The organism is Neobacillus vireti (assembly GCF_036962465.1).
Taxonomy (GTDB): domain Bacteria; phylum Bacillota; class Bacilli; order Bacillales; family Cytobacillaceae; genus Neobacillus; species Neobacillus vireti_B.
This window is the reverse complement of record NZ_JBALNF010000025.1, coordinates 123,617-145,792: the sequence shown is the minus strand read 5'-3', so window position 1 is coordinate 145,792 and position 22,176 is coordinate 123,617. Positions and strand designations below refer to the sequence as shown.

Sequence of the window (22,176 nt, the reverse complement as noted above, 5' to 3'; positions counted from 1 at the left end):
GGGAGCCTCCTCGGCGCTAAAGCGCCTGTGGGGTCTCCCCAGCCCCGTACTCCCGCAGGACTTTGAATTTGCATCCTCGAATCCGCCCACGCACGAAGGAAATGCGATAGCATTTTCGAGGAGTCTTCGCCGCCTTCCGCTCCAATCAACGTGCTAAAATCAACTACATCCTTTAACTCAGCCTAAATAATAGTAAAGAACGGAAGGACGATGATGGTGAGGCAAAGGAAAAATACAGCAACGGCACTTAACTTTTGTTTCTCCTTCCATAAAGTAACGCCAAAACCAAAGGTATAGGCGATAATTCCAAACAAAACAATATAAGTTATTAATTGCATACTATCCTCCCACCTTATTCGTTTTTTTTGTTTGCTTTCCATAATCAATAATCTCTATGTCCGGTTGTACAATAATATCGGCTCTTAAAAACGATTTCCCCCAATCAAATTTCTCAAATTCCTTATTTGTTAAAAAATAGGGACGTGCATAAAGGGGTAATGGATAGGGTACCCCCTTCAATTTTGTTTGTGATTTCTTAAATAACTCTTCATTCATTCCTTTGAAAAAACTAATCAATTGTTTTTTTAGGATTTGCCTGTTTTTTTCAGATGTGTAAGAAACCATCGATGGGTTTGTCATAATTTCTACTTTTAAAGGGATGGTGATAATTATTTCGGGCTTCGCCCCTTTTAAATTTTTCATTTTTACTTTATTATTTTCCCTTTTCATGATCCTGGCAGCTAATTGTCTCCCTTTGTTAGAAAAAGGATCCGGTATATCAATTAATATATCTTTGATGTCCGTTGTATCATCTAGAATATTGACAATCCTGGTTTCTTGGCCAGTGAGTTTTTTTGTCATTACCCCATTTTTAAAAACAGCAGAGCCAATAAATTGCGTCTCATCGAGTTCACCGGTTGCATCTACTTCGCCCGCAATATATTCATCTTCACTTTTCACCTTGGTCTTCTTAGACTTTATAGCTGTCGTATACATTGCCAAATAGAGGTCTGTTCCTCTATCCAACGTTTTAAAATAGCGAAATAAGGTTGAGTCTGGGATCATTCCATTTTCAATCCCATGATCGACCATATATTGAAAATATTTATGCGGCCTTGTTTCCATCATAGGTTTATTCTTCACAAAATAGTCACTGGCGTTTTCTTTAGAAACAGCTAAATAGGTATTCATTCGGATCTCTTTATCCTTTTGAGTATCAAAAATGGTAATCGGAAAGTTTTTATCCTTCGCATATTTCTCAGATACGATAATAATTCTTAAAAATTCATAACTAATCGTTCGAGAAATGATCGAATTGGCAGTCCCTTTGGCGGCTACAATATCATTCACATCAAAGGTAATAATTTCTCGTGGCTTTTCGCTTGATCCCCCGCCACCCTGCATACTGCCTACCTCAGGGTTTGCAAGCAGCATGGTCACTTTGATTTTCCCTTTATGTTCTGATTTATCAAGTCCTAACCCAATTACATAGGAGCGATCTTCGAGTTCCTCTCGATCCCAACACCCTGCTAGAAGGAATACCACACTTAGAAATATGATTGCTTTACATACTATTCCTGTTTTTCGCATGTTTAAATTCTCCCCTTAACAGTGCGGCTAACCAAAGCAAGACAGACATAGAAGCATATACAATCCCAGCAGCACTCGAAGTAAACATTTTAAACTGACTGGCCACTCCGGCTGATTCTGGAAAGCTTCCAATTAATAAATAGAGTGTGGCTAAGGACGGAATTAAGTATTCAAAGTCATTGATTTTAAACAGAAAACCGAACATCATTCCATTAATATACAAAAACGCCGTAAAGCGAATAAATGCTGACATTAACCAAATGACAAAAAAGATTATTTCTACATTAGGAAGATAGCTTCCCAGTGATATATAACGGATCAGTGTATGAAAAGGATAGCCAATGGTTCCCAACGAAGTATCAAACATACAGATATAGGCCAGTATCATCACACATAGGCTAAATGTGATAAATAGAAATGAAATCCAAGTTCCTTTACGAAAATCCTTTCCAGAGCTTATAAAAGGGATGATAGTCGTAAATAGAAAAAAATCAGTGAACAGTGATAGTCCAATAAAACTACCTTTAACTATTTCTGCAGGTCCTGACCCTAAAATGGGAAATATTGCTCGAATTGTACTGGTTTTTGTACTTAACAAAAAGGCAATATATAAAGAGATAACCGCATAGAAAACAATCAGATACGCTACCGAACCAATATGTTGTATTCCTTTTTTTGCACCATATGCACATATGGCCAATAACAGGGCATAAATCACTAGTGTAGGGGTGGTTGGGTAATAAAATGTCCGAATGATATTAGAATAGGACCTTGAATCGAATGATATCCCACAGGAGCTTATAAGGAAAATAAGCAGACAAATCAAAAAACCAATGTACTTCCCAAATAACTTTCGAATTACTGAAAACAAATCCTTGTCGGGGTATAATGAAAGAGTTTTTAATAATAAAAGTAACGGAATAACAGAAATTCCTGCTGCAAGAACGGGAATCATCCATGAGGCATTTTGTACTATCTTGTAGAGAATGGTCGGGGTATCCTCGGTTGCCTTCGCCCCAACCATCAATATAGCGATAGACACATATTCACGAATACCAAGTTTTATCTGCTGCTGATTCATAATGTTTATCCCTTTCTCTGTCTAACCATATCCTTTGGTTTTAAATAACCAGGGCGAAACTTTTCTTTAAATGGAATATGCCGGATAATAAAATCCTTAGATGAAAAGAAGCGCGGTGTCATCGGTGCAAAGTATGGGGTACCAAAGGATTTCAACGAAACTAGATAAAACAATCCTAATATAAATAATGATGTTGCCCCGAAAATCCCCATAGCCCCGGCAGTAAAAATAAATAAAAAGCGGCAGATGCGGATGGCAAAGTTAAGACTGACATCACTGATAATAAATGAACTTAAGCCGCTCAAGGCAATGACAATGATAACGATCGGACTAATTACATTGGCCTGAACAGCCGCTTGTCCCAAAATTAAAGCACCAACAATACCTATTGTAGGACCAATGGGAGAGGGGACACGCAGCCCAGCCTCCCGAATAAGTTCAAAGGCAATTTCCATCATCAAAATTTCGATAATCGATGGGAAAGGAACGCGTTCTCTTGTCCCAGCAATCGCCATCAATAAATCTGGCGGAATCATACCAACATGGTAATTGGTAATGGCAATATAAAAGGATGAGGCGAATGCAGCAACAAACATCGCCATTAACCGCAAAATACGGATGAAATTACCATAAGGCGTCCTTAGGTAATGGTCCTCAGGGGAATGAATGATTCCCCAAAAGGTAGCCGGCAGCACCAAACAGCTGGGCGAGTTCGACATTAATAGGATAATATGACCCTCTTCAATGAAGGAGGCTGCCCGGTCAGGACGTTCTGTATACAATATCGTTGGAAATAGAGATCGGGGCCGCTCTTCAAGATATTGCTCTAATATACTTAAATCGAGGATTTTATCCGTATCAAGTCCAGCTAATTTTTCCTTTATGTTTTTGAGCAGCTCTTCATTCACTAAATCGTTCTGATAAACAAGAAAGACATCATTCCTTGACCGTTTTGATACAACCTGTGACTCTATAATCAAATTTTCATTTTTAATCTTTTTGCGGATTAGCGCTATATTATCAATTACCTTTTCATTAAAAGCTTCCTTTGCCCCTTTGACAATTACCTCATTTTGCGAGGTCTCGATTCCACGTCCACGCGTTTTGGTCGTTTCAAATAAATAGCAGTCCTGATCACCATCAATAAACAGTGCAGTTATGCCGCCTGTAATATACTCTGTAATTTCTCCAATGATGGCCGATGTTTTTAAAATGGGATATGAGACAATATCCTCGATATTCCTTGTAGGCTGATCGCTTATGAGTAACTTCTCGATGATGCCTTCCTGAATATTTTGGACTTCAACCATTGTACTTATATAAATAATAAAGGCACGTCTGTCTAGGGCTCTGATTCTTAATTCACGTACCTTAACATCTGTATTTTTCGGATAACTGAAGAGGGTCTTAAAGGTATGCAAATTTTGATCATAATTTTTGCTTATATCACTTTTTTTTAGTTCCATTACCTTTTGATTGGATTGTTCGTCAAACTGTGGTTCAGAATTTAATTTTTTCAGAAGAATTTTCAGAATTGTCTTTTTCATTATGAACCACCTCCATGTTTAAATAGTTTTCCAACTTTAGGGGTCTTTATGTATGTTAGGAAAGGTTTGGAATAATTGAATATAGTCTGATTTTTCTATAGGATAAGGAAAGTGAAAACTATTAAAAATGGAGGAATAAAAATGAATTTGCTCTGGGATTTTGATGGTACCCTTTTTGATACATATCCGGCATTAGTTGAGGGGTTCGTAAGTCTTAGCAAGCAGGACCTTGATCGAGCCGAGGTATTACGGTGGTTGAAAAAGGATTCAAAAACAGCCTTTAAGCATTATGGTATTTCTGAAGACCTGAGGGGTGAATATCAGCGTCTATACAATATGCACTCTGTAAACAGTCAGCCTTTTGATCATATTGAAGAGGTTTTGGCTTCAGTTGATCATAATTTTATTGTCACACACCGTGAAAAGGAATCCACCCTGATGCTGCTTAAAAAATTCAATTTACTAAAATACTTCGAAGAGATTGTCTCGGTCGAAGAACAAGGGTTTATTAGAAAGCCGCATACGGCTTCCTATGAGTACGTTTTAAAAAATAATCATATCGATTTGGTTGTCGGAGATCGCGATTTAGATTTAATCCCTGCCCGTCGTTTAAACATTAAGACCGTTGCGTTTCAAAATCCAACGATCACCGCGGATTTCCATGTTGAAAATTACTCAGATTTTATTTCTAAAGTCCTTAATCAGTTATAGAAGGAAACCGAATAAATTTCATCTCAAAAGAACAAACTAACCCAAACAAATCATCGTTTGGGAGAAACGTATGTCAGTGTTTTTAGTTGTTATTATGAGAACGATTGCCGCTTTTGTCATATTATGGATTTTTGTACATATTCTCGGAAAACGGACTATATTTCAAAAAACCTATCATTTGTTTATTGCCACCATTACCATGGGCACCATAGCAGGCAATTTAACCTTTAATTATAAAATCAGCTTTCTGTACTTTATCTTTTCGTTTGTCATGATGGGATCGATTATCTTCACCTTAAATATCCTCTCTGTCAAGAGCCAGCGCTTTCGAGAACGAATTGCCGGAAAGCCTGTCACGCTCATCCAAAAGGGAGAAATCCTGGAAGAAGCATTACAAAAAGTTGGGTTTTCCATTGATATTTTAAAACAAGCCTTACGAGGGAAAGATGTCTTTACCATTGATGAAGTCGAGTGGGCCATTTTAGAAGTAAATGGCTCACTGTCCGTTTTAAAAAAAGCAGAATATCAAAGTATCACCCGAAAAGATTTAAATATGAATCCGTCACCGTACAAGGTTCCAGTAGAATTAATAATGGATGGTGAAGTATTATCGGATAACCTCTCTAACTCCCCCTACAGCGAAGAATGGCTCAAAGCAGAACTCCAAAACAGAAATACCGAGGTTTCTAAAGTCTCCTATGCGGTCGTCACCACTAAAGGAAACTTGTATATTGATTTCTATCAAGACAAACAGCAGCTATCAAAGTAATAATGAGCTGCTGTTTTTTTAAGAAGCCCTCCAAAAAACGGTTGTGAAAACACGGATTTTATGATTCGATTAAATATACTAGGGGGGTTCGACATGAAAGGAAAAATGAGACTCATCACGACCATGCTCATCTTCGGAAGCATTGGGGTCTTTGTAAGAAATATTGAAATGTCATCCAGTGAAATTGCGTTTTTAAGAGGGGTAATCGGAAGCCTATTCCTGCTTGCAGCTAGTTTTTTAGTCAAACATAAGCCATCATTCAAAGCATTAAAAGCAAACGCACTCCTCCTCTTATTATCAGGAGGAGCAATCGGCCTGAATTGGATTTTCTTATTTGAATCTTATCGGTACACAACCATTTCTAACGCTACGATTAGCTATTACTTTGCGCCCATCTTTGTGATGATCCTGGCGCCATGGGTTCTGAAGGAAAAACTGACAAGTGTAAAGATTGGCTGCATTATTGCTGCGATGATCGGTCTGTTTTTAATTGTTAATCCAGGGGGAGAAGGACAAAATCAGACCCTTGGCATCTTATATGGCCTGCTGGCAGCAGCCCTATATGCCAGCGTTATTTTAATGAACAAATTTATTAAGAACCTATCAGGTTTTGAAATAACCTTAGTCCAATTAATGGCAGCAGCCATTGTTCTTATGCCATATGTTTGGTGGCACGGGGATCTTACTTTTACAGGGCTAAACTCTACTACATTTATCTTTATCCTGATCCTTGGTATTGTCCATACAGGATTGGCTTATTTTTTATACTTTACCTCGATTCAAGAACTAAAGGGTTCCACCATTGCAGTTCTAAGTTATATCGATCCAATTTCTGCTGTTATAATTGCTGCCATTTTCATAGGTGAAAGCATGACTGTGATTCAAATTATAGGCGGAATCCTCATCCTCGGCTCAACCTTAATAAGTGAAAAACAAGAATACAAAATCAAGACTCCCACTACCACCCCGTAGTGGGAGTTTTAATTTTGTATTCTCACTTACATGAAGCCCTTCACTATTGACAAATTTCTGCCATATCTTTTCGAACATACCTTGAACTTATCCCTATTGCCATGTTTTTTAAGTAAAAAAAGAATATAGTAGAACCATAAAGAGAAAACAAAATTTGAAGGGTGGAATCATTTATGTTTAACAAATTTTTAAGAGAAAATAAAATTTCAGCAGTGATCTTAACTGTTTTACGTGTATATCTTGGCTATTCTTGGATCTCCGCAGGGATTGGAAAATTAACGAGCGGTGGATTCGATGCATCTGGATTTTTAAAAGGAGCGATCGCCAACCCCGTAAAAGGTCCAGACGGCGCAGTCGTATTTGGCTGGTATGTAGACTTTCTAAAACACTTTGCATTACCAAACGTTGATATCTTTAATGTAATCGTTCCTTGGGGTGAAACATTAATCGGTTTAGGCTTAATCTTAGGCTGCTTAACAACAACCGCGATGTTCTTTGGTCTAGTCATGAACTTCTCTTTCTTCTTAGCAGGCACTGTATCTCACAACCCTAGAGACATTTTCTTAGGCTTCATCATCTTAACTGCTGGCTATAATGCTGGTAGAATCGGTTTAGACCGCTGGGTTGTTCCTTTCTTTAAAAAAATGGCTAACAAAAATGCTGGTGCTGAAAAACCTAAAGCAGCAGCGTAATTACAAGTTGATAATAAGACGGTTCGGAATTCCGAACTGTCTTTTTTGTTTCTTATTATTTATTAGTTCCATTCCATGAATTAGTTATCAATCGCATATATTTCTTAATGACATAAGCTGCCCTTCGGAACCATTGATTCCGATAGACCATTTTTTCATTTAATAATACTTTAATAAAGAATTAATATGCTTATAACAAATAAGACACAGTTTGTTAATAATAAATGGGTATACTTTATATTAGTGGGGATAGCATGTGTGGCTATCATGGTATTTGGCGTAGGTGGAGCCGGTACTAGAGGGGACGGGATGACGAGTTAGGTACTGCAGTTCATGATCCCAGTAATTTTTTGGCCAATTGATTTTCAATTCTTTTTATGATGCGCTCTTGATAGATTACTAGCCTTTCTTTGGATTGCATCGCACATTTATTCTCTTCTCGGAAGTAAATTCCCTTCATCCGAGACTAAACACCCCTTTTCATAGCATAAATTCCCTTCTTCAGAGTGTCAACATCCTCTATCCGAGCGATAGACGCAGATTTCCTAAAGCTACATAAATATTTTCACCTCCTTCTAGAAACGATAAGAATGGAGGTGAAATATCAAAATGAAAAATGAACACAATGGCGGGGGAAACCAAATGAAGTATAGTATTTGGAATACTCGTACAGAGGAAAATATCGAAATCACCAAAGAGAAAATAAACGAAGCGTTAGAACGTTCCCCTTTGCAATCAACATCAACAGAGCAAAATGACACAAAGCAGCCGTAAAGGGTTGCTTTAGTTTTTGCCTAGATGCTCTGCTCCATTCTGGATAATCCTAGACACTTTACGACTTTCTTGTCGACCGCCAAACTTAAAGACGACAATCCCAGCCACAATCACCAGGACACCAAGCAAATGTTTAAAAGTAAATGGAACCTTTTCCAATCCCATAAAACCCATGGAATCCCACCATAATGCGAAGGCAAGCTGCGAGATTAAGGCGATTGAAACAGCAACTGTTGGCCCGAGCTGTTTGATTCCTTGAACAATACACGTAACCACTCCTACCCCAATGACTCCACTCACCCAGTACCAGGGCTTCATCCCATCTAAACGAAACAATTCTCCCCCTTCAAAAATCAGCCCCATTATCAGGGATGCCAAAAATCCAAGTCCTAATACCAGCGTAGTTGTCGCCCAGGAACCTGCGCGTTCATTGACCTTACTGTTAAATATATTTTGCAAACTAACTAACGAACCCGCGATCAATGCAAAAATAAATCCTACTACCATTTAAGCTTCTCTCCCTCAACCTTATTCGTAAATATTGTCCCCAGCAAGCTTTCTTAATCCCTCAATATCCTTTACAAGGATAAAGCCTCTATTCCGTTCAATCAGACCCTCATTGCAAAATTGGGTAATCACTCGATTTAAGTGACGGTAACTTGTTCCAATTAAGTTTGCTGCATCCTTTATACTGGTAACCAGCTCCGATCCCTCAAACGAAATAGATAAAAGGTAACTTGCCAGCCGGACTTCCACAGGGTACATGATATTAAAACTCATTGATTTATTTTTAAGATGAAATTTTTTCGTAATAATCTCTAATAAAAAATTAAGCAATGGGGCATGGTCATGACTAAATTGCTTCAGCCAGCGGTGTTGAACACCGATCATTACAACCGATGATACCGCTTCAACTGTGTTGATAAAATCAATACTCTGTACGTATTCCAAGTCCCCTATCACCTCAAGCGGCGTTTTAAACGAAAGGATAAGGGTTTTGCCTTCAGCAGAATTGGTATAGATTTTAATTTTCCCTTCAACCAGAATATATAAATACTGTGCTGGATCACCTTGAGAGCAAATCAACTCCCCTTTATCAAAACAATACAGAGTTAAATGTTGATGGAGCTGTTCTGTAAATATCCTATCAATTTGATGCATCTGGATATATGACTCCAACTTCCCGTGATCTATGATTTCCCGCACGGCTTCTCGACCTCCATTTAAAAACGAAGTATAACTACACCGGCAATCATTAAGCCAATCCCAATAAATTGCGGCAGTCTCATCCGTTGTTTTATAAGCCCAAACCAGCCATTACTATCAATAATAAAGGTTAACGTTAACTGGGCAATCAATATGGCCGAAATGGACATGGTTACCCCAATTTTTTGGATTGAAGTGACATTGCCAAAAATAACAATCGCCGCAAACGCCCCTCCAGATAAATATAAAGGATTTACCTGCTTAAATCCCTGCCATTTATTTTCTCGGACGAATAAAGTAATCACGAGGGCCACAATAAAACCGGTAAACTGGGTAATCGTTGCAGCCTGCCACGTTCCAATGTCCTCACTAATCCGTGTATTTGCTACCCCTTGCAGTGTAATAAAAGCTCCTCCCAAAACGGCAAATAAGCATCCCTTCATCTTTTATCTCTCCCTAAACTAGATTTATCTATATTAAAAGATATTTCTTCATGTTCAGGATAGGACATATGTCCTCAGGCTCAACATTTTATTTTAACCCGGAGGTATTAATATCGCTCAATGAATAAGACTAATATAATATTCCCTGTTAGGTAGGCGTTATTTAAATGATACAGATAACCTTAAACTATATAATCCTCTTTACCGGTTTAGGAATATACATTTTATATCGAAGCTGGACTCATATATTTTAATTCTCATTAAGAAAATGCTTGATCCTTTAATATGTCAATCCTAAACAGCTGCCAAAAAAACGATGCTCCGTATCATGGATGCATCGTTCTAAAAAGCTTATTGTTTTACCTTTAATCCAATCAAAGAAGCAAACCCAATTGCCTGCTCTGGTGAGACTTCACATCCCGCCAGACTTTCAATTGAAACATTTAATTTTTCAAATCGGCAGGTACTAATATCAATCCCTTTTAACAGAGTTTGTTCAAAATGAGCATCATTAAGATCGCATTCAGTCACTTTCACTTTAGTCAGTTTGCTATCATAAAAGTTTGCACTCTGTAAGGAGCTTCGCTGAAAGCCCACCTGTTTTAAACTAGAGTCAACAAACTCACTGAAATTAGCTAAACAATTGTCAAACGTTACATTCCCCAGATTGGCATCTGAAAAATCTACACCCACTAATTTACAGTCCTTAAAGGAGACGCGGTGGATAATTCCTTCGCTAAATCTAACATTGGACAGATCACAGTTTTCAAATATTACGTCTGTCATATCCACCCTATGCAGCTTAGCATTAAGGAACGTTACATTTTTAAAGACAACTTCCGAAAGGATGAGTTTAGTAATTTCAACCTCATCTGCTCGAGACCCCGTAACCATACAGTTGATTAATTGCGGTTCTTCTTCATTATAAACATCATTGAAATTAGCCTTACTTAAGTTTGTTGATATCCTGGGAGGTTCAATTTTAAACCCTTTACTCATACTATCACCCTTACATTAGTTATTATTAGGTAACTCTACCATAGGGGAGCAGCTGATGATAGTTCTAATATGAAACGGAAACCGAATAAACTTCCAATCTACTATAAGGTTAACTCTATGATAATGATCGAATTCTTCTCAACGAAGGGAATAAATACATCCACAATCCTGCAACTAAGATCGTTCCAACTCCACCAATAAAAGCCGCAGGTACCGTTCCAATCAGGCCGGCAAGGGTTCCTGATTCAAACTCGCCAAGTTGATTAGACGTGCCAATAAATAGCGAGTTTACCGCATTTACACGGCCGCGCATTTCATCAGGCGTTTGCAGCTGTACAAGTGAGGATCTTATGACCACACTGATGACATCCGAACCACCAATCAGCAGTAACGCAACCAACGAAACGATTAAGCTGCTTGAAAGGGCGAAGAGCATCGTCGCCAAGCCAAATACAGCAAGTGCCCCAAACAGCTTTAAACCGATATTGTTTTTAAGCGGGTAATAGGCAAGCACTAGGGACACTAATAACGCACCAACTGCCGGAGCAGTCCGCATTAATCCCAATCCCCATGGACCTGTATGCAAAATATCCTGTGCATAAATCGGTAAAAGCGCAGTAGCTCCGCCAAGCAGGACGGCAAACAAATCAAGCGAGATCGTCCCTAAGATTACCGGATGACGATAGATAAATTCCAATCCTAAGAAGATGGACCGTAATGATACCGGTTCTGACTTTCGGACGAATTCATGTTCAGCACGAATCGTATATGTAAGTACTGCTCCAACAAGCAACGCAACTGTTGCCGTACTGTAAACATAGGATGCACCTAATGAAAAAAGTAACCCTCCTATCATCGGACCTAAGATTTGGGAAGTTTGACCAGCCGTAGTACTTAATGAAATGGCTTGCTGCAGGATCTTTTTTGGTACCAATTGCGGCAATAACGCTGCTGAGGTTGGGCCTTCAAACGCTCGACAAGCCCCAAGAACTGCAGCTGCCACCAATATTGTTTCACGCCCGAGCCAGCCGCCAATATTTCCATATAAAAGCAATCCAGCGATAACAGCTTCAATCGTTAGGCAGATAAAAACAATTTTTCGACGGTCATAGTTGTCGGCAACCTGACCAACAACAAATGTTAGTAGTACCATCGGTATGAACTGAGCAAGTCCGACTAACCCTAAACTGAAAGCATCATGGGTCAAATCATACATTTGCCATCCGATCGCAACGGACAGCATTTGGAATGAGGTTGATGCCAAAATCCTCGATACCCAATAATTCCTAAAACTCGGCTGTTTAAAAAGTGAATCTCCTGATGGAAGCAAAATCAAATTCACACCCTTTTTCTCAATATTCGATAATTTTTGTGCTTCTATTATACTTCTTTTAATGCCAGACTTCATATCTTAAGTATCTAAGCAATCATCACTTATCCGATGACAACTTACTTTCCTGGAATTCCACGAATTCGATAGAAAATTCAATGAGAATTGTTTTTTTTTCATGGAATTTCAATTAATTCTACGTTATTCCGACATTTATCCACGCACTTTTAGTATATTTCGGCATAATTCCACTTTAAATTACTTATCTCTATAAGTTTTTAAGCTATAATAAAGGAACCAATGTTATCCTAAAGTGAATCGAAATATAGAAAATAACAATATTTGATTTGCGTCTAATTATAATGAAATAATTTTTTTTCGAAAGGACTAGTCATTTTGAAGCTAAAACGGATAGGAAGTATATTGTTTACTATAACTCTAGTTCTGGTCTTCATCCTATTCTATTTGGATTCTAAATCCTCTACGGACTTGAAAAAAAATCAGTCGGTGCCATTACCTACAGAACTCAATCCGGTTGTAAAAGAACGGAGCGATCAATTAATCCAGCAGGCGGCTAAAAAAGGAATTGAAGTCGTGGTTACAGATGGTTTCCGAAGTGCTGCTGACCAAGATCAACTCTATAAACAAGGCCGTACGACCGGGGGAAATATTGTTACAAATGCCAAAGGAGGAGAGTCCTATCACAATTTTGGACTTGCCATTGATTTTGCATTAGAGACTCCTTCAGGTGATGTAATTTGGGACAGGGAATACGACCGAAATGAAAATGGAGTAGCAGACTGGACTGAAGTTGTTCAAATGGCAAAGGCTTTAGGTTTTGACTGGGGCGGTGACTGGAAGGGCTTTAAAGATTACCCCCATTTAGAAATGAATTTCGGCCTGACTATTGCTGATTTACAGAATGGCGAGAGACCTGCAGGCACATCACTTACCGCAGATTCGGACAAAGAATAAGAACATAATAACTAATTTTAGGCACCGCAATTCTGCGGTGCTTTGTGTTTTTAGTAACTAGAAGGTTAAAATTGCCTTTTTTAAGAACCGAGTAAAAATAAACACTTCCTCTGTCTCTACTTTTGTAATTAGATAGGTTGAGGAGGTTGGAGGAAAAATTTGATCTGGAGTTATTTTTACTAACTTTTTCATTGCAATTTCTTCCTTAACTACTGTAAGAGGTAAATAGGAAACACCAAGCCCTGCCTCAATAAACCTTTTGGTTACCTCCACTTGATTCACCTTCATTGTTTGTACCTTCGGATAATATCTCTTAATAACGTCCAAAAGCTGTTCCCAATAATCTGGATGGTTGTGAGTTATCAATCTATATGTATGAAGCACGCTTTGTTCATCTAAAGAGGATTCCCTGGGCCCAACTAAGATGACCGATTCTTTGTGGACCGTCTCTGTCCGTATATTTGTTTGAACAGGCACGATTCTGCTGAGTCCAAGATCTGCCCTGCCCGCACCGATTTCCTTGCCTATTTCATATGAATTGAGGACATTAATAATCACTTCGATATCCGGATTTTCATCCGTAAATTTTCGTAACAATCCCGGCAGAAAGGATGAGGCAATTTGTGGGGCTGCGACAATAATCAGTTTCCGATTATACCCCTGTTTCCACGATTCAAAGTCATCCATCCCTTGTTCGTAATTATTCATTAACTCCCTGGCATAAGTTAAAAACTTATAGCCAGCTGGTGTGAGAACCACTTTATTGCCCACTCGTTCAAATAAGAGGATGTTAAGGTTTTCCTCCAGCCTTTTAATATGTTTAGTCACTGCAGGCTGAGTCAGAAAAAGCTCTTCAGATGCTTCTCTAAAATTTTCATACTTGGCACAAATAATAAAGGTCTTTAGCCACTTTATATCCATGTAGGTCCCTCTATTCAATAACAGTTCGTTATTAAATTCTTGATTTTTTGTTAATATCCATTATTTAACTACTCCATTATAATCGAATCAACAGGAATATACAGTTAATTTTAAAGGAGCGATTGTTCAATGAAAAAAAGAATGGACGCATGGAATGCCAATTTATACGATTCTAAACATTCATTTGTATCGATGTATGGGGAAAGTTTAATCGAGTTATTAGCTCCGCAAAAAGGAGAAAAAGTCCTTGACCTTGGCTGTGGAACAGGTGATTTGGCAAAAAAATTAGCTGATTTTGGTGCAGAGATTACCGGAGTGGATAAATCTGCAAAAATGATTGAGCAAGCAAGAAGTAAATACCCCACTATTGAATTCCTTGTTCAAGATGCAACAGAATTAGCATTCCAACATGAATTTGATGCTGTATTTTCGAATGCTGCACTTCATTGGATCAAACAACCAAAGCCAGCTCTAACTTGTATTTATAATAGCTTAAAAAAAGGCGGAAGATTTGTGGCTGAATTTGGAGGCAAGGGTAACGTTCAGGCCATTTCAGATGAATTAGTTCATCAAATTGAGGCAGAAGGTTTCACTTTTGACATAGAAAGATTCCCTTGGTACTTTCCGAGTATTGCTGAATACTCGTCCTTCATGGAACAAGCAGAATTCAGGGTAACCTTTGCCCATCACTTTGACCGTCCAACTCCATTGGAAGGTAAATCTGCCATTAAAAACTGGATCGATATGTTCTGCAGCGGCATGTTAGCAGGTATTCCTGAAAGAAAAAAAGCCGGCATAACAGCAAAGGTGGCAAACAATTTAAAAGAGGTTCTATATAAGGACGGCAGCTGGATTGGTGATTATAAAAGGATTCGTGTCATCGGCTATAAAGAATAATGAAGGCAATATAAACGGTATATTTTACACAGAAATAAACCAATCCATTCTAGTTAAGTAAAATAACCTGATGGATTGGTTTATTAAGCTAACGATAAAAACGGCCATTATTGGTCTTCCCTCATGAGCTTAGGTAATAATTGCAACAAAACCTTTAATGAGTGGCTTGATTTTTGTGTTAAACAGAGCATAATTCCCCCTTCGAACGCTGCTGTCATCATCACAGCAATAGAATCAGCTGTTTCTTTTGATAACCCATCTGCTACTAACTTTTCTGAATAGATCGTTTGCATCTTTATGTACAAGTGCGAACAGGCATTGCGGACAGAATCACTTAATGCAGCCATTTCACTAACAATACTGGTAAAGGTATAACCCGCAATAGTACCTTCTCGATTATAGCTGTCGATTAATTGTTCAATCATTGCCTGGGTGGCTTCTTGGGTAGTTTGATATCGTTTGAAAATATTCTCAATGTCTGTCGTAATCGACTCACTCATTGATTGTAGACAGGCTATAAGTAATTCTTCTTTTCCATTCGGAAAATGATGATAAAGCGAGCCTTTTGAGATGTTACACGCTTTTAATATTTCGTTTAAACCTACGCCTATATACCCTTTTTGTTGAAAAAGAGTGGTTGAGACGTCGATGATCATCGATTTTGTATCCATTTCCGTTGTAAACCTCCTCGGGGTACTTCTGTTTATTACACTATCAAAAAATTTTTCTATTTCAAAGGTTTTTGTTGTGGAGTTTGTTTCTAGCATCCGTAAATGCATACTAGAAACAACCCTTCTATTTGGGTGCTATCAACTGTCTTTTACATCGAAATTTTAGCACAGCAAACTAGTCTTCCGAAAGAAAGTGTTGCCAAAAATTTAAATTATATTGATCCAAATGCAAAGTTTTGGACAGATGATTTGAAAACATGGTCGGACTGGTATTTAAAGAATGGTTTAATTCAGAAACCGATTGATGAAAATAAAGTAGTAGATTCCAAGTTATATAATGAAGCCTTGAAATTAATTGATAAAAAATAAGAAAGCAGAAAAAGGCCTATTTAGATATCCTAATCTAAATAGGCTTTTAATAAGTATTTATAGGTCCTCTCCGCCTGCTATCGAATGAAATCCTCGTACACCAAGCCCGCCATCACTATTAATAATTACACCTGTAATTGCCATTGAATCCTTGTTTGAAGCTAACATGACATAGGCACTTGTATGATCTTGAGGGGAAGGTACTACATGCAAAGGAGTTGTAGAACTCATTAGTTCTTCTATATTATCTACACTTGATTGTGTTTGTTTTTCTTGCCCTAATGCCTCTGGTCCCCTTAAATCTGTAAGTGTACCTCCAGGTGCTACTCCATTCACACGAATTTTAGGAGATAGTTCATATGCTAATTCTCGAATCAAACCTACTACAGCATGTTTGGATGCCGTGTAAAGCGGGCCGCCGCCTGCAGGATAAAATCCTGCGTTAGAAACTGTAAAAACCATGTTTCCTCGTGTTTTCAGCAATTCAGGCAGAACTGCTTTAGCCCCATAAAGAGGTCCCTTCACATTTACACCAAAAATCTGTTCAAACGATTTCTCAAGATTTTCCTTTGGCAAATCTGGTAATGTAACAAAGTAATCAAAGATACCTGCATTGCCGATAAATGTATCAATCTTGTCAAATGCCCGCACCGTTTCAGCTACTGCTCTTTCATTATCCTCAAGCCGAGTTACATCTCCCTGAACTACCACTACACGGTCATCAAACTGCTCCTGCAAATCTTTTACTTTTTGATCCGAACGTTCTAATACACCAACACGAGCACCTTCATCAAGAAACCTCTCAACCAATGCCCGGCCGATGCCGGATCCCCCTCCGGTGATTAATGCTACCTTTCCTTCTAACCAGCCCATACAACATTAGCCCCTTTACAACGAGTGTTAATCTATCGTTAGAATACTCTATTTATCGTCCTGGACATTAAAAACCACCATTCTGATATCCGTCATTTCTTCTACTGCGAACTTTGGACCTTCTCTGCCAGCTCCACTCTTATCTATTCCGCCGTATGGCATAATATCTGCGCGATAAGAGGAAGTATCATTAATAATCACGCCGCCCGTTTGAATCTTTTTGGCTGCCTTCCACGCCAAGTTCACATTATTGGTAAAGACGCCTGCTTGCAGACCATATTCTGAATCATTGACAAGATCAATGGCCTGATCAAATGTTTGGTATGGAATAATAGAAGCAACAGGTCCAAAAACCTCTTCGCAGACCACTTTCATGGTAGAGCTTACTTTTCTTAATAGTGTTGGCTGTATTACCACTCCATCACGAGTACCACCTGTAAGCACTTCTGCACCATCACTTACAGCCTCTTTAATCCAGTCTTCTATCCTTTTAGCCTCATCTAAAGTAATCAGAGGGCCTACATCTGTATTAGGGTCTAAAGGGTTGCCCACAACTAAGTTATTTGTAGCTTCTACCATTTTTTTTGTAAAAGCGTCGATGACGTCCTCATGTACATAAACCCGTTGTACGGAAACGCAAAATTGTCCTGCTGAACCAAATGCCTTTTTCGCTAACAAGTCAGCAGCCAAATCTAGGTCAGCATCCGAATGGACGATATTTCCAGAGTTATTTCCTAGTTCTAGCGTAACACGGTTAAAACCGCTGTTTTGCTTTATACGCAAGCCAACATTTGGACTGCCTGTAAAAGTAATCATCTTTTTATCAGGATGTGCAACCAAATAATCGCCTACGGTACGACCTGAGCCAATAACTAAGTTAATATATCCTTTCGGCAAACCAGCCTCTTCTAACAAATTGCATAAATAAATCGCGCTTAGTGGAGTAGTGGATGCAGGTTTAAGAACAACTGCACAACCAGCTGCAATAGCAGGTGCTACTTTATGAACGACTAAGTTCATCGGGAAGTTAAAAGGTGTAATGGCTGCAACCACGCCTACAGGGACGCGAATATAAACACCCATTCGATTTCCAGATCCTGGAACAGCATCAAGAGATACCGTTTCACCATGAATTCTTTTCGCCTCTTCGGCAGCAGTCATCACAACTTGGACCGAACGATTGACTTCAGCAGTCGCATCCTTTAAAGGCTTTCCCCCTTCTTTCGCGATTAATTGAGCGATCTCTTCTGCATTTTTCGAAATGAGTTCCGCCGTACGTTTCAATATTTCAAATCTTTCATGGGATGGTAGTGGACGATTAGCCATTGCTTCATTTGCCGCTTTAATTGCTGCGTCCACATCCTGCTGCCCAGCAACGGCTGCCTCACCAATTACCTCTTGGGTAAACTTATTGTACACTTTCATCTTTTCATTGGTCTCCAACCATTCACCGTTTATATAGAGACCAGTACCATTTTGAGTCGTCGAAACACCACTCATTATGTCTCACCCTCCTTAAATTGGGAATATTAATTAAACATTTTTGCCTCTAAAAAGTCGCCTACATCGGTTCCTACATTTAGCTTCTTAGCTTCCTCATATACTGCACGTGCTGCCATGATATCTTGAACCGCCGTACCTACCGATTTAAAAAGAGTAATTTGCTCGTCATATATCCGAACTTTCTGTCCTGCTGCCAATTCTTTCAATTCTACAACTTTAGATGGATCGTACTGTCCGCTTTTTATGGCTTCGAGAACATCGCCGGATTCTGTTTCAAGGTGTTTTGTATCAATAACGATGGAATCAGCTGTTTCGAACGTATTGGTATCAATTTCCCTCATGATAGGCATGGTAGATCCAATTGAGTTTACATGCATACCCTTCCTGACCCATTTGCCTTCAAAAGCAACTCCATTACCTTTAGTAGATGTGTTTGTACATACATTTACAATATCTACACCTTCTACTGCCAACGCTGGAGATTCTACCGCTTCGACTTTAATACCAAGCTTTTCGCTCATTTCTGCAGCGTAAAGTTCCCTGCGTTGAGGGTTCGGACTATACACTTTCACGTACTCAATCTCTCTTACCGCACAAACGGCCTCCAAATTCGTACGAGCCTCCAGGCCAGAGCCGATCACCCCAACCGTTTTTGCGTTTTCTCTAGCTAAATATTTTGTCGCTAACCCCGTTGTCGCCCCAGTTCTAACTGCCGTTAAATAAGAGGAGTCCATCATAGCCTCCAAATTATTTTCGTTTTGGTCAATGATACCAATCAGATATCGTACCACTGGTCCACTCTTGAAAAAAGCCTTAAAACCCATATAACCGCTATCATTCATTACCGCAGACATCAATCGAAAAAAGCCTTGGTTATTCGTAGACATATTCATTCGCGGCGGCATGTTCACATTTCCGTTATGTTCTTCAACAAGCCCTTCCTCAATTTGTTCAATCATATTTTTCATGTTTATGGCCTGCTCAACATCTTTTAAGCTTAAAATTAATGTCATATAATCACCCCAGTATCATGGTTTTATTTCTATTAGTCTTGATAACGGCCAAGGAAGAATTGACTGTCATCATCGTTCGATACTTCAATTCCAGATTTAATTAGAGCTTGACGAATAGCAGTCATATGAGTCGAATTAACTTTCATAGTTGGCTGGCGTAATGGTCCACCATTAAAGCCAGTCAGCCAAGATGCATACTTCCATAGCATACGATTAACTAGACCTGCACCATCTGAAGATGCCATAAACTTGCCAATGGTAGATCTAGCGGGCTGTAATTTCCAATACTGTTCGTATACTTCCTCAAATCTTCTTTCTTTCATTAAATTAAATAGTTTTGGCAATACATCTCCGTACATTTCATAATTACTTGTACCCATCCATTGAATTGGAACCAGGTTACCTAATGCAAATGCATCTTTTTCTAAAGGAGTGGTGACAATTACCTCATCATTAAATAATTGATAACATTCAGTAAAACCGGCAATTAATGGCATTCCGCCCTCTGCTTTAATTGCGACAATATTAGGAACATCATTAAGAAGCTGTCTAATAATCTTTGGATCAATTGCTGCAGGATGCAAACGTTCGAATCCCCATAGTGGAACAGGGAAAAGAACAATACCTAAATTCGTAGATTCAGCAAACGCTTTTGTATATTCATAGATTTCCTGACTGTCCTTCGGATAAAAATTTGCTGGGTATGAAAGGAGCACTAAAGCGGCTCCAGCTTCTTCAGCCGCTTGAACAGCTTGAATGTTTTCTTCCAGTGTATTAAAAGCGGCATGGTGAATGATCGTTAAATTCCCTTTTGCCTCATCCACTGCCCATTTTGTAAATTGAATATATTCTTCTAATGTAGTAGCGGTTTCTGCTACTAGCAATGTCCCTGTAAATCCCAACTCCATACATCTTCTTACATCATGTCTGATTCCATTTTCGTTTAACTTGGTTAGATCTTGGGAAAACGATGGAATGACAACGTTTGCAAGTCCATGTAAATTTTCTCTTGCCCACTCTCTAGCTTCCAATCTTGTATACTGTGCCATTTAATTATTCTCTCCTTTAAAGATAATGGGAACGCTTTATAGGTAAATATTAATAGTTTGCAATAATAATATGAAATATCGAAAAATTATGCTGGTTATAAGGATTCGTTATTACAAGAAATCAGTAAAAAAAAAGCCATGCGGAACTTCCAGTCAAGCAACTGCCTTTGACATACGTTTCTGTTAACTAGTACACGTTCCAATCCAACCCACAACTTTATACAAGCTGTGGGCTATTTTTGTATTATAATAAAAATTAGACTTTTACTGCCGTTTCGATTTCGTTGTTCACCTGTACCCTAACTGGTGCGGTTTCTTGAATAAACAGCGAGAAAATAAAAGCAAGAACCGCTGCAGAGGAGCTAATCAAAAGTGGAGCAGTAAGTCCCCAAGCATCAGCAGCCATACCACTTAATACAGGGTTAAGCACACCGCCAAAGATTTCCCCAATACCAATGGTTAATCCGACTGTAACTCCAGCATATTGGCGTGGGACCGATTCAGTAGGGATCACAGACATCACTAATGCTCCGACACCCATACCTGAGGAGAATAGAAAAACCAACGCCACAATTAACCCAACGGAATCCAAATATACGACAGCAAGTGGAGTAAATATGGACAGAACTCCAAAAATGAGTGTGGTTGGTTTTCGGCCAATCCGATCTGAAATGGCGGGGACGATAATGCCAAAGATGGCGAAACCTGCCCCAAACGCTGCCATAATAATGCTCATGGTGCCTGAAGACAAGTGCTTATAATTCACAAGAAAGGTTGGACCAAAGATATTGAAAGCCATTACATAGATCATAAAGAAACTGAATATAACGACGGATAACCAAATGTTTCGGTGTTTTAATACTTCTTTAAAGTCCACTTTTTCTCTAGAAGCAGCAGGAGAATGGACTGTAGAATTGCCCTTATCCGGGTTTTTCACAGACTTCATAATGAAAGCAGCCAAAATAATACCTGGAATAATCGTTAAATAAAAGGCAGTCCGCCAATCAAATGCATTTGCCAAACCCACGATGATCAATGGAGCTAGAAAACTTCCGAAAACAGCATTACCAGTATTCATCGTAAATCCCATGTTGAAGCCGCGACGCTTCTCTGACGATTCTATTGCCAAAATGGATTGTGTAATCGGTGTAATCGGGCCTTCGAGAACTCCCATAAGCAAGCGTAAAACAAGCACCATAGCAAAAGATGCAGCAAATCCTTGCAATAAAGAAACGAGAGAAAAAGCAAAGATGAAAATAGCCAAAATGATTTTGGGGCTTTTAACCCTGTCGGATAAATACCCTCCCAATGGTCCAGAAATCGCCCATGTGATCGCTAATGCGGAACCAATTAGGCCGATTTGTGTATTGGTTAAAGCAAAATCCTTCTGGATAAATGGAACAAGATAATTAATGGCTAATCGGTCAAAAAATACAAATCCAATCGAGAAGAAAAAAATGGTTACTAATTTATTCTCATAACTCCAAAACCTTCGTTTTTCCAAATGAAACACCCTTTCTCCTTAAACAATAATGGACCCAGAAGTTTGACACATGATTGAAAAATTATTTCAAGGAGGTTCCATCTATTTTTTTAAAGAACCCCCAAACCACTATAGTATCCTTCGAATCATTCTTTCGTTGACGGAGCAAAGGTGTTTATAAAATTGGCTGTGCAAAAAGGTTATTGTTGTTATTTAGCATGTTGATTGGAGCGGAAGGCGGCGAAGACTCCTGCGGGAATACGGGGCAGAGGAGACCCCACAGGCGCAATTGCGCCGAGGAGGCTCCC

The 22,176-nt window shown here is 38.9% G+C and carries 24 protein-coding genes; 8 read left to right on the top strand and 16 right to left on the bottom strand.

The features are described 5' to 3' along the window. Positions 1-182 precede the first annotated feature (182 nt). Genes V7077_RS11185 through V7077_RS11170 form a run of 4 tightly spaced genes read right to left on the bottom strand, consistent with a single transcriptional unit; the run spans position 183 to position 4,218 of the window. Positions 183-338, bottom strand: a complete 156-nt coding sequence (locus tag V7077_RS11185; protein WP_335501396.1) for a hypothetical protein — start codon at positions 336-338, stop codon at positions 183-185. A 1-nt stretch (position 339) separates the two neighbouring features. Next, a complete protein-coding gene (locus tag V7077_RS11180; RefSeq protein WP_335501394.1) occupies positions 340-1,590 on the bottom strand; it encodes a Ger(x)C family spore germination protein in 1,251 nt (416 codons plus the stop codon). After that, positions 1,565-2,671: a GerAB/ArcD/ProY family transporter gene (locus V7077_RS11175; RefSeq protein ID WP_335501392.1), complete on the bottom strand. Its 1,107-nt coding sequence runs from the start codon at positions 2,669-2,671 to the stop codon at positions 1,565-1,567. The genes V7077_RS11180 and V7077_RS11175 overlap by 26 nt, the downstream gene beginning before the upstream one ends. 5 nt (positions 2,672-2,676) lie before the next feature. After that, positions 2,677-4,218, bottom strand: a complete 1,542-nt coding sequence (locus tag V7077_RS11170; protein WP_335501390.1) for a spore germination protein — start codon at positions 4,216-4,218, stop codon at positions 2,677-2,679. Between the two features lie 141 nt (positions 4,219-4,359). Between V7077_RS11170 and V7077_RS11165 the strand changes: the two genes are divergently transcribed. From V7077_RS11165 to V7077_RS11145, 5 genes are all read left to right on the top strand, one after another. Next, on the top strand, positions 4,360-4,929 hold the full coding sequence (locus V7077_RS11165) for an HAD hydrolase-like protein (RefSeq protein ID WP_335501388.1): 570 nt from the start codon (positions 4,360-4,362) through the stop codon (positions 4,927-4,929). A 70-nt stretch (positions 4,930-4,999) separates the two neighbouring features. Beyond that, positions 5,000-5,698, top strand: a complete 699-nt coding sequence (locus V7077_RS11160; protein ID WP_335501386.1) for a DUF421 domain-containing protein — start codon at positions 5,000-5,002, stop codon at positions 5,696-5,698. Between the two features lie 93 nt (positions 5,699-5,791). Then, positions 5,792-6,670, top strand: coding sequence for a DMT family transporter (locus V7077_RS11155; RefSeq protein ID WP_335501384.1), 879 nt, complete (start codon positions 5,792-5,794; stop codon positions 6,668-6,670). Between the two features lie 173 nt (positions 6,671-6,843). Continuing rightward, positions 6,844-7,362: a DoxX family protein gene (locus V7077_RS11150; RefSeq protein WP_335501381.1), complete on the top strand. Its 519-nt coding sequence runs from the start codon at positions 6,844-6,846 to the stop codon at positions 7,360-7,362. Between the two features lie 609 nt (positions 7,363-7,971). Beyond that, a complete protein-coding gene (locus tag V7077_RS11145) occupies positions 7,972-8,136 on the top strand; it encodes a hypothetical protein (protein ID WP_335501379.1) in 165 nt (54 codons plus the stop codon). Between the two features lie 9 nt (positions 8,137-8,145). Here the strand turns inward: V7077_RS11145 and V7077_RS11140 are convergent, their stop codons facing one another. The 5 genes from V7077_RS11140 to V7077_RS11120 all read right to left on the bottom strand — a co-directional run bounded on the left by V7077_RS11140 (position 8,146) and on the right by V7077_RS11120 (position 12,192). Beyond that, entirely contained in the window at positions 8,146-8,643 is a 498-nt protein-coding gene (locus V7077_RS11140; protein ID WP_335501377.1) for a DMT family transporter, read from the bottom strand. 21 nt (positions 8,644-8,664) lie between these two features. After that, complete coding sequence (locus tag V7077_RS11135; RefSeq protein WP_335501374.1) at positions 8,665-9,342, bottom strand: Crp/Fnr family transcriptional regulator; 678 nt, start codon at positions 9,340-9,342, stop codon at positions 8,665-8,667. A 17-nt stretch (positions 9,343-9,359) separates the two neighbouring features. After that, positions 9,360-9,785, bottom strand: coding sequence for a DMT family transporter (locus tag V7077_RS11130; protein WP_335501372.1), 426 nt, complete (start codon positions 9,783-9,785; stop codon positions 9,360-9,362). Positions 9,786-10,136: 351 nt separating this feature from the next. After that, positions 10,137-10,784: a pentapeptide repeat-containing protein gene (locus V7077_RS11125; protein WP_335501368.1), complete on the bottom strand. Its 648-nt coding sequence runs from the start codon at positions 10,782-10,784 to the stop codon at positions 10,137-10,139. 115 nt (positions 10,785-10,899) lie between these two features. Continuing rightward, positions 10,900-12,192 carry an MFS transporter gene (locus V7077_RS11120; RefSeq protein WP_335501366.1) on the bottom strand — a complete coding sequence of 431 codons (1,293 nt, stop codon included), beginning with the start codon at positions 12,190-12,192 and terminating at the stop codon, positions 10,900-10,902. A gap of 345 nt (positions 12,193-12,537) precedes the next feature. Between V7077_RS11120 and V7077_RS11115 the strand changes: the two genes are divergently transcribed. Continuing rightward, complete coding sequence (locus V7077_RS11115; protein ID WP_420489637.1) at positions 12,538-13,089, top strand: M15 family metallopeptidase; 552 nt, start codon at positions 12,538-12,540, stop codon at positions 13,087-13,089. A 57-nt stretch (positions 13,090-13,146) separates the two neighbouring features. On the opposite strand, the gene V7077_RS11110 is transcribed toward V7077_RS11115, so the two are convergent. Then, positions 13,147-14,010, bottom strand: coding sequence for a LysR family transcriptional regulator (locus V7077_RS11110; protein ID WP_335501364.1), 864 nt, complete (start codon positions 14,008-14,010; stop codon positions 13,147-13,149). A 129-nt stretch (positions 14,011-14,139) separates the two neighbouring features. On the opposite strand from V7077_RS11110, the gene V7077_RS11105 reads away from it, so the two are divergent. After that, positions 14,140-14,907, top strand: coding sequence for a methyltransferase domain-containing protein (locus V7077_RS11105; RefSeq protein ID WP_335501361.1), 768 nt, complete (start codon positions 14,140-14,142; stop codon positions 14,905-14,907). Between the two features lie 107 nt (positions 14,908-15,014). Here the strand turns inward: V7077_RS11105 and V7077_RS11100 are convergent, their stop codons facing one another. Then, positions 15,015-15,578: a TetR/AcrR family transcriptional regulator gene (locus tag V7077_RS11100; RefSeq protein ID WP_335501359.1), complete on the bottom strand. Its 564-nt coding sequence runs from the start codon at positions 15,576-15,578 to the stop codon at positions 15,015-15,017. 102 nt (positions 15,579-15,680) lie between these two features. Here V7077_RS11100 and V7077_RS11095 point away from each other — a divergent pair, with 102 nt between their 5' ends. Continuing rightward, positions 15,681-15,947 (top strand): hypothetical protein, encoded by a 267-nt coding sequence (locus V7077_RS11095; RefSeq protein WP_335501357.1) that lies wholly within the window; start codon positions 15,681-15,683, stop codon positions 15,945-15,947. Positions 15,948-16,004: 57 nt separating this feature from the next. Here V7077_RS11095 and hcaB read toward each other — a convergent pair whose 3' ends face one another. The 5 genes from hcaB to V7077_RS11070 all read right to left on the bottom strand — a co-directional run bounded on the left by hcaB (position 16,005) and on the right by V7077_RS11070 (position 21,889). Beyond that, the gene (gene hcaB / locus V7077_RS11090) at positions 16,005-16,820 is read right to left on the bottom strand and encodes a 3-(cis-5,6-dihydroxycyclohexa-1,3-dien-1-yl)propanoate dehydrogenase (protein WP_335501355.1); all 816 of its coding nucleotides are present in this window, start codon (positions 16,818-16,820) and stop codon (positions 16,005-16,007) included. A 48-nt stretch (positions 16,821-16,868) separates the two neighbouring features. Continuing rightward, positions 16,869-18,320 (bottom strand): aldehyde dehydrogenase family protein, encoded by a 1,452-nt coding sequence (locus V7077_RS11085; RefSeq protein WP_335501353.1) that lies wholly within the window; start codon positions 18,318-18,320, stop codon positions 16,869-16,871. A gap of 29 nt (positions 18,321-18,349) precedes the next feature. Next, positions 18,350-19,336 carry an ornithine cyclodeaminase family protein gene (locus tag V7077_RS11080; RefSeq protein WP_335501350.1) on the bottom strand — a complete coding sequence of 329 codons (987 nt, stop codon included), beginning with the start codon at positions 19,334-19,336 and terminating at the stop codon, positions 18,350-18,352. 32 nt (positions 19,337-19,368) lie between these two features. Continuing rightward, positions 19,369-20,385, bottom strand: coding sequence for a dihydrodipicolinate synthase family protein (locus V7077_RS11075; protein ID WP_335501348.1), 1,017 nt, complete (start codon positions 20,383-20,385; stop codon positions 19,369-19,371). Positions 20,386-20,641: 256 nt separating this feature from the next. Beyond that, a complete protein-coding gene (locus V7077_RS11070) occupies positions 20,642-21,889 on the bottom strand; it encodes an MFS transporter (RefSeq protein ID WP_335501345.1) in 1,248 nt (415 codons plus the stop codon). Positions 21,890-22,176: the final 287 nt, after the last annotated feature.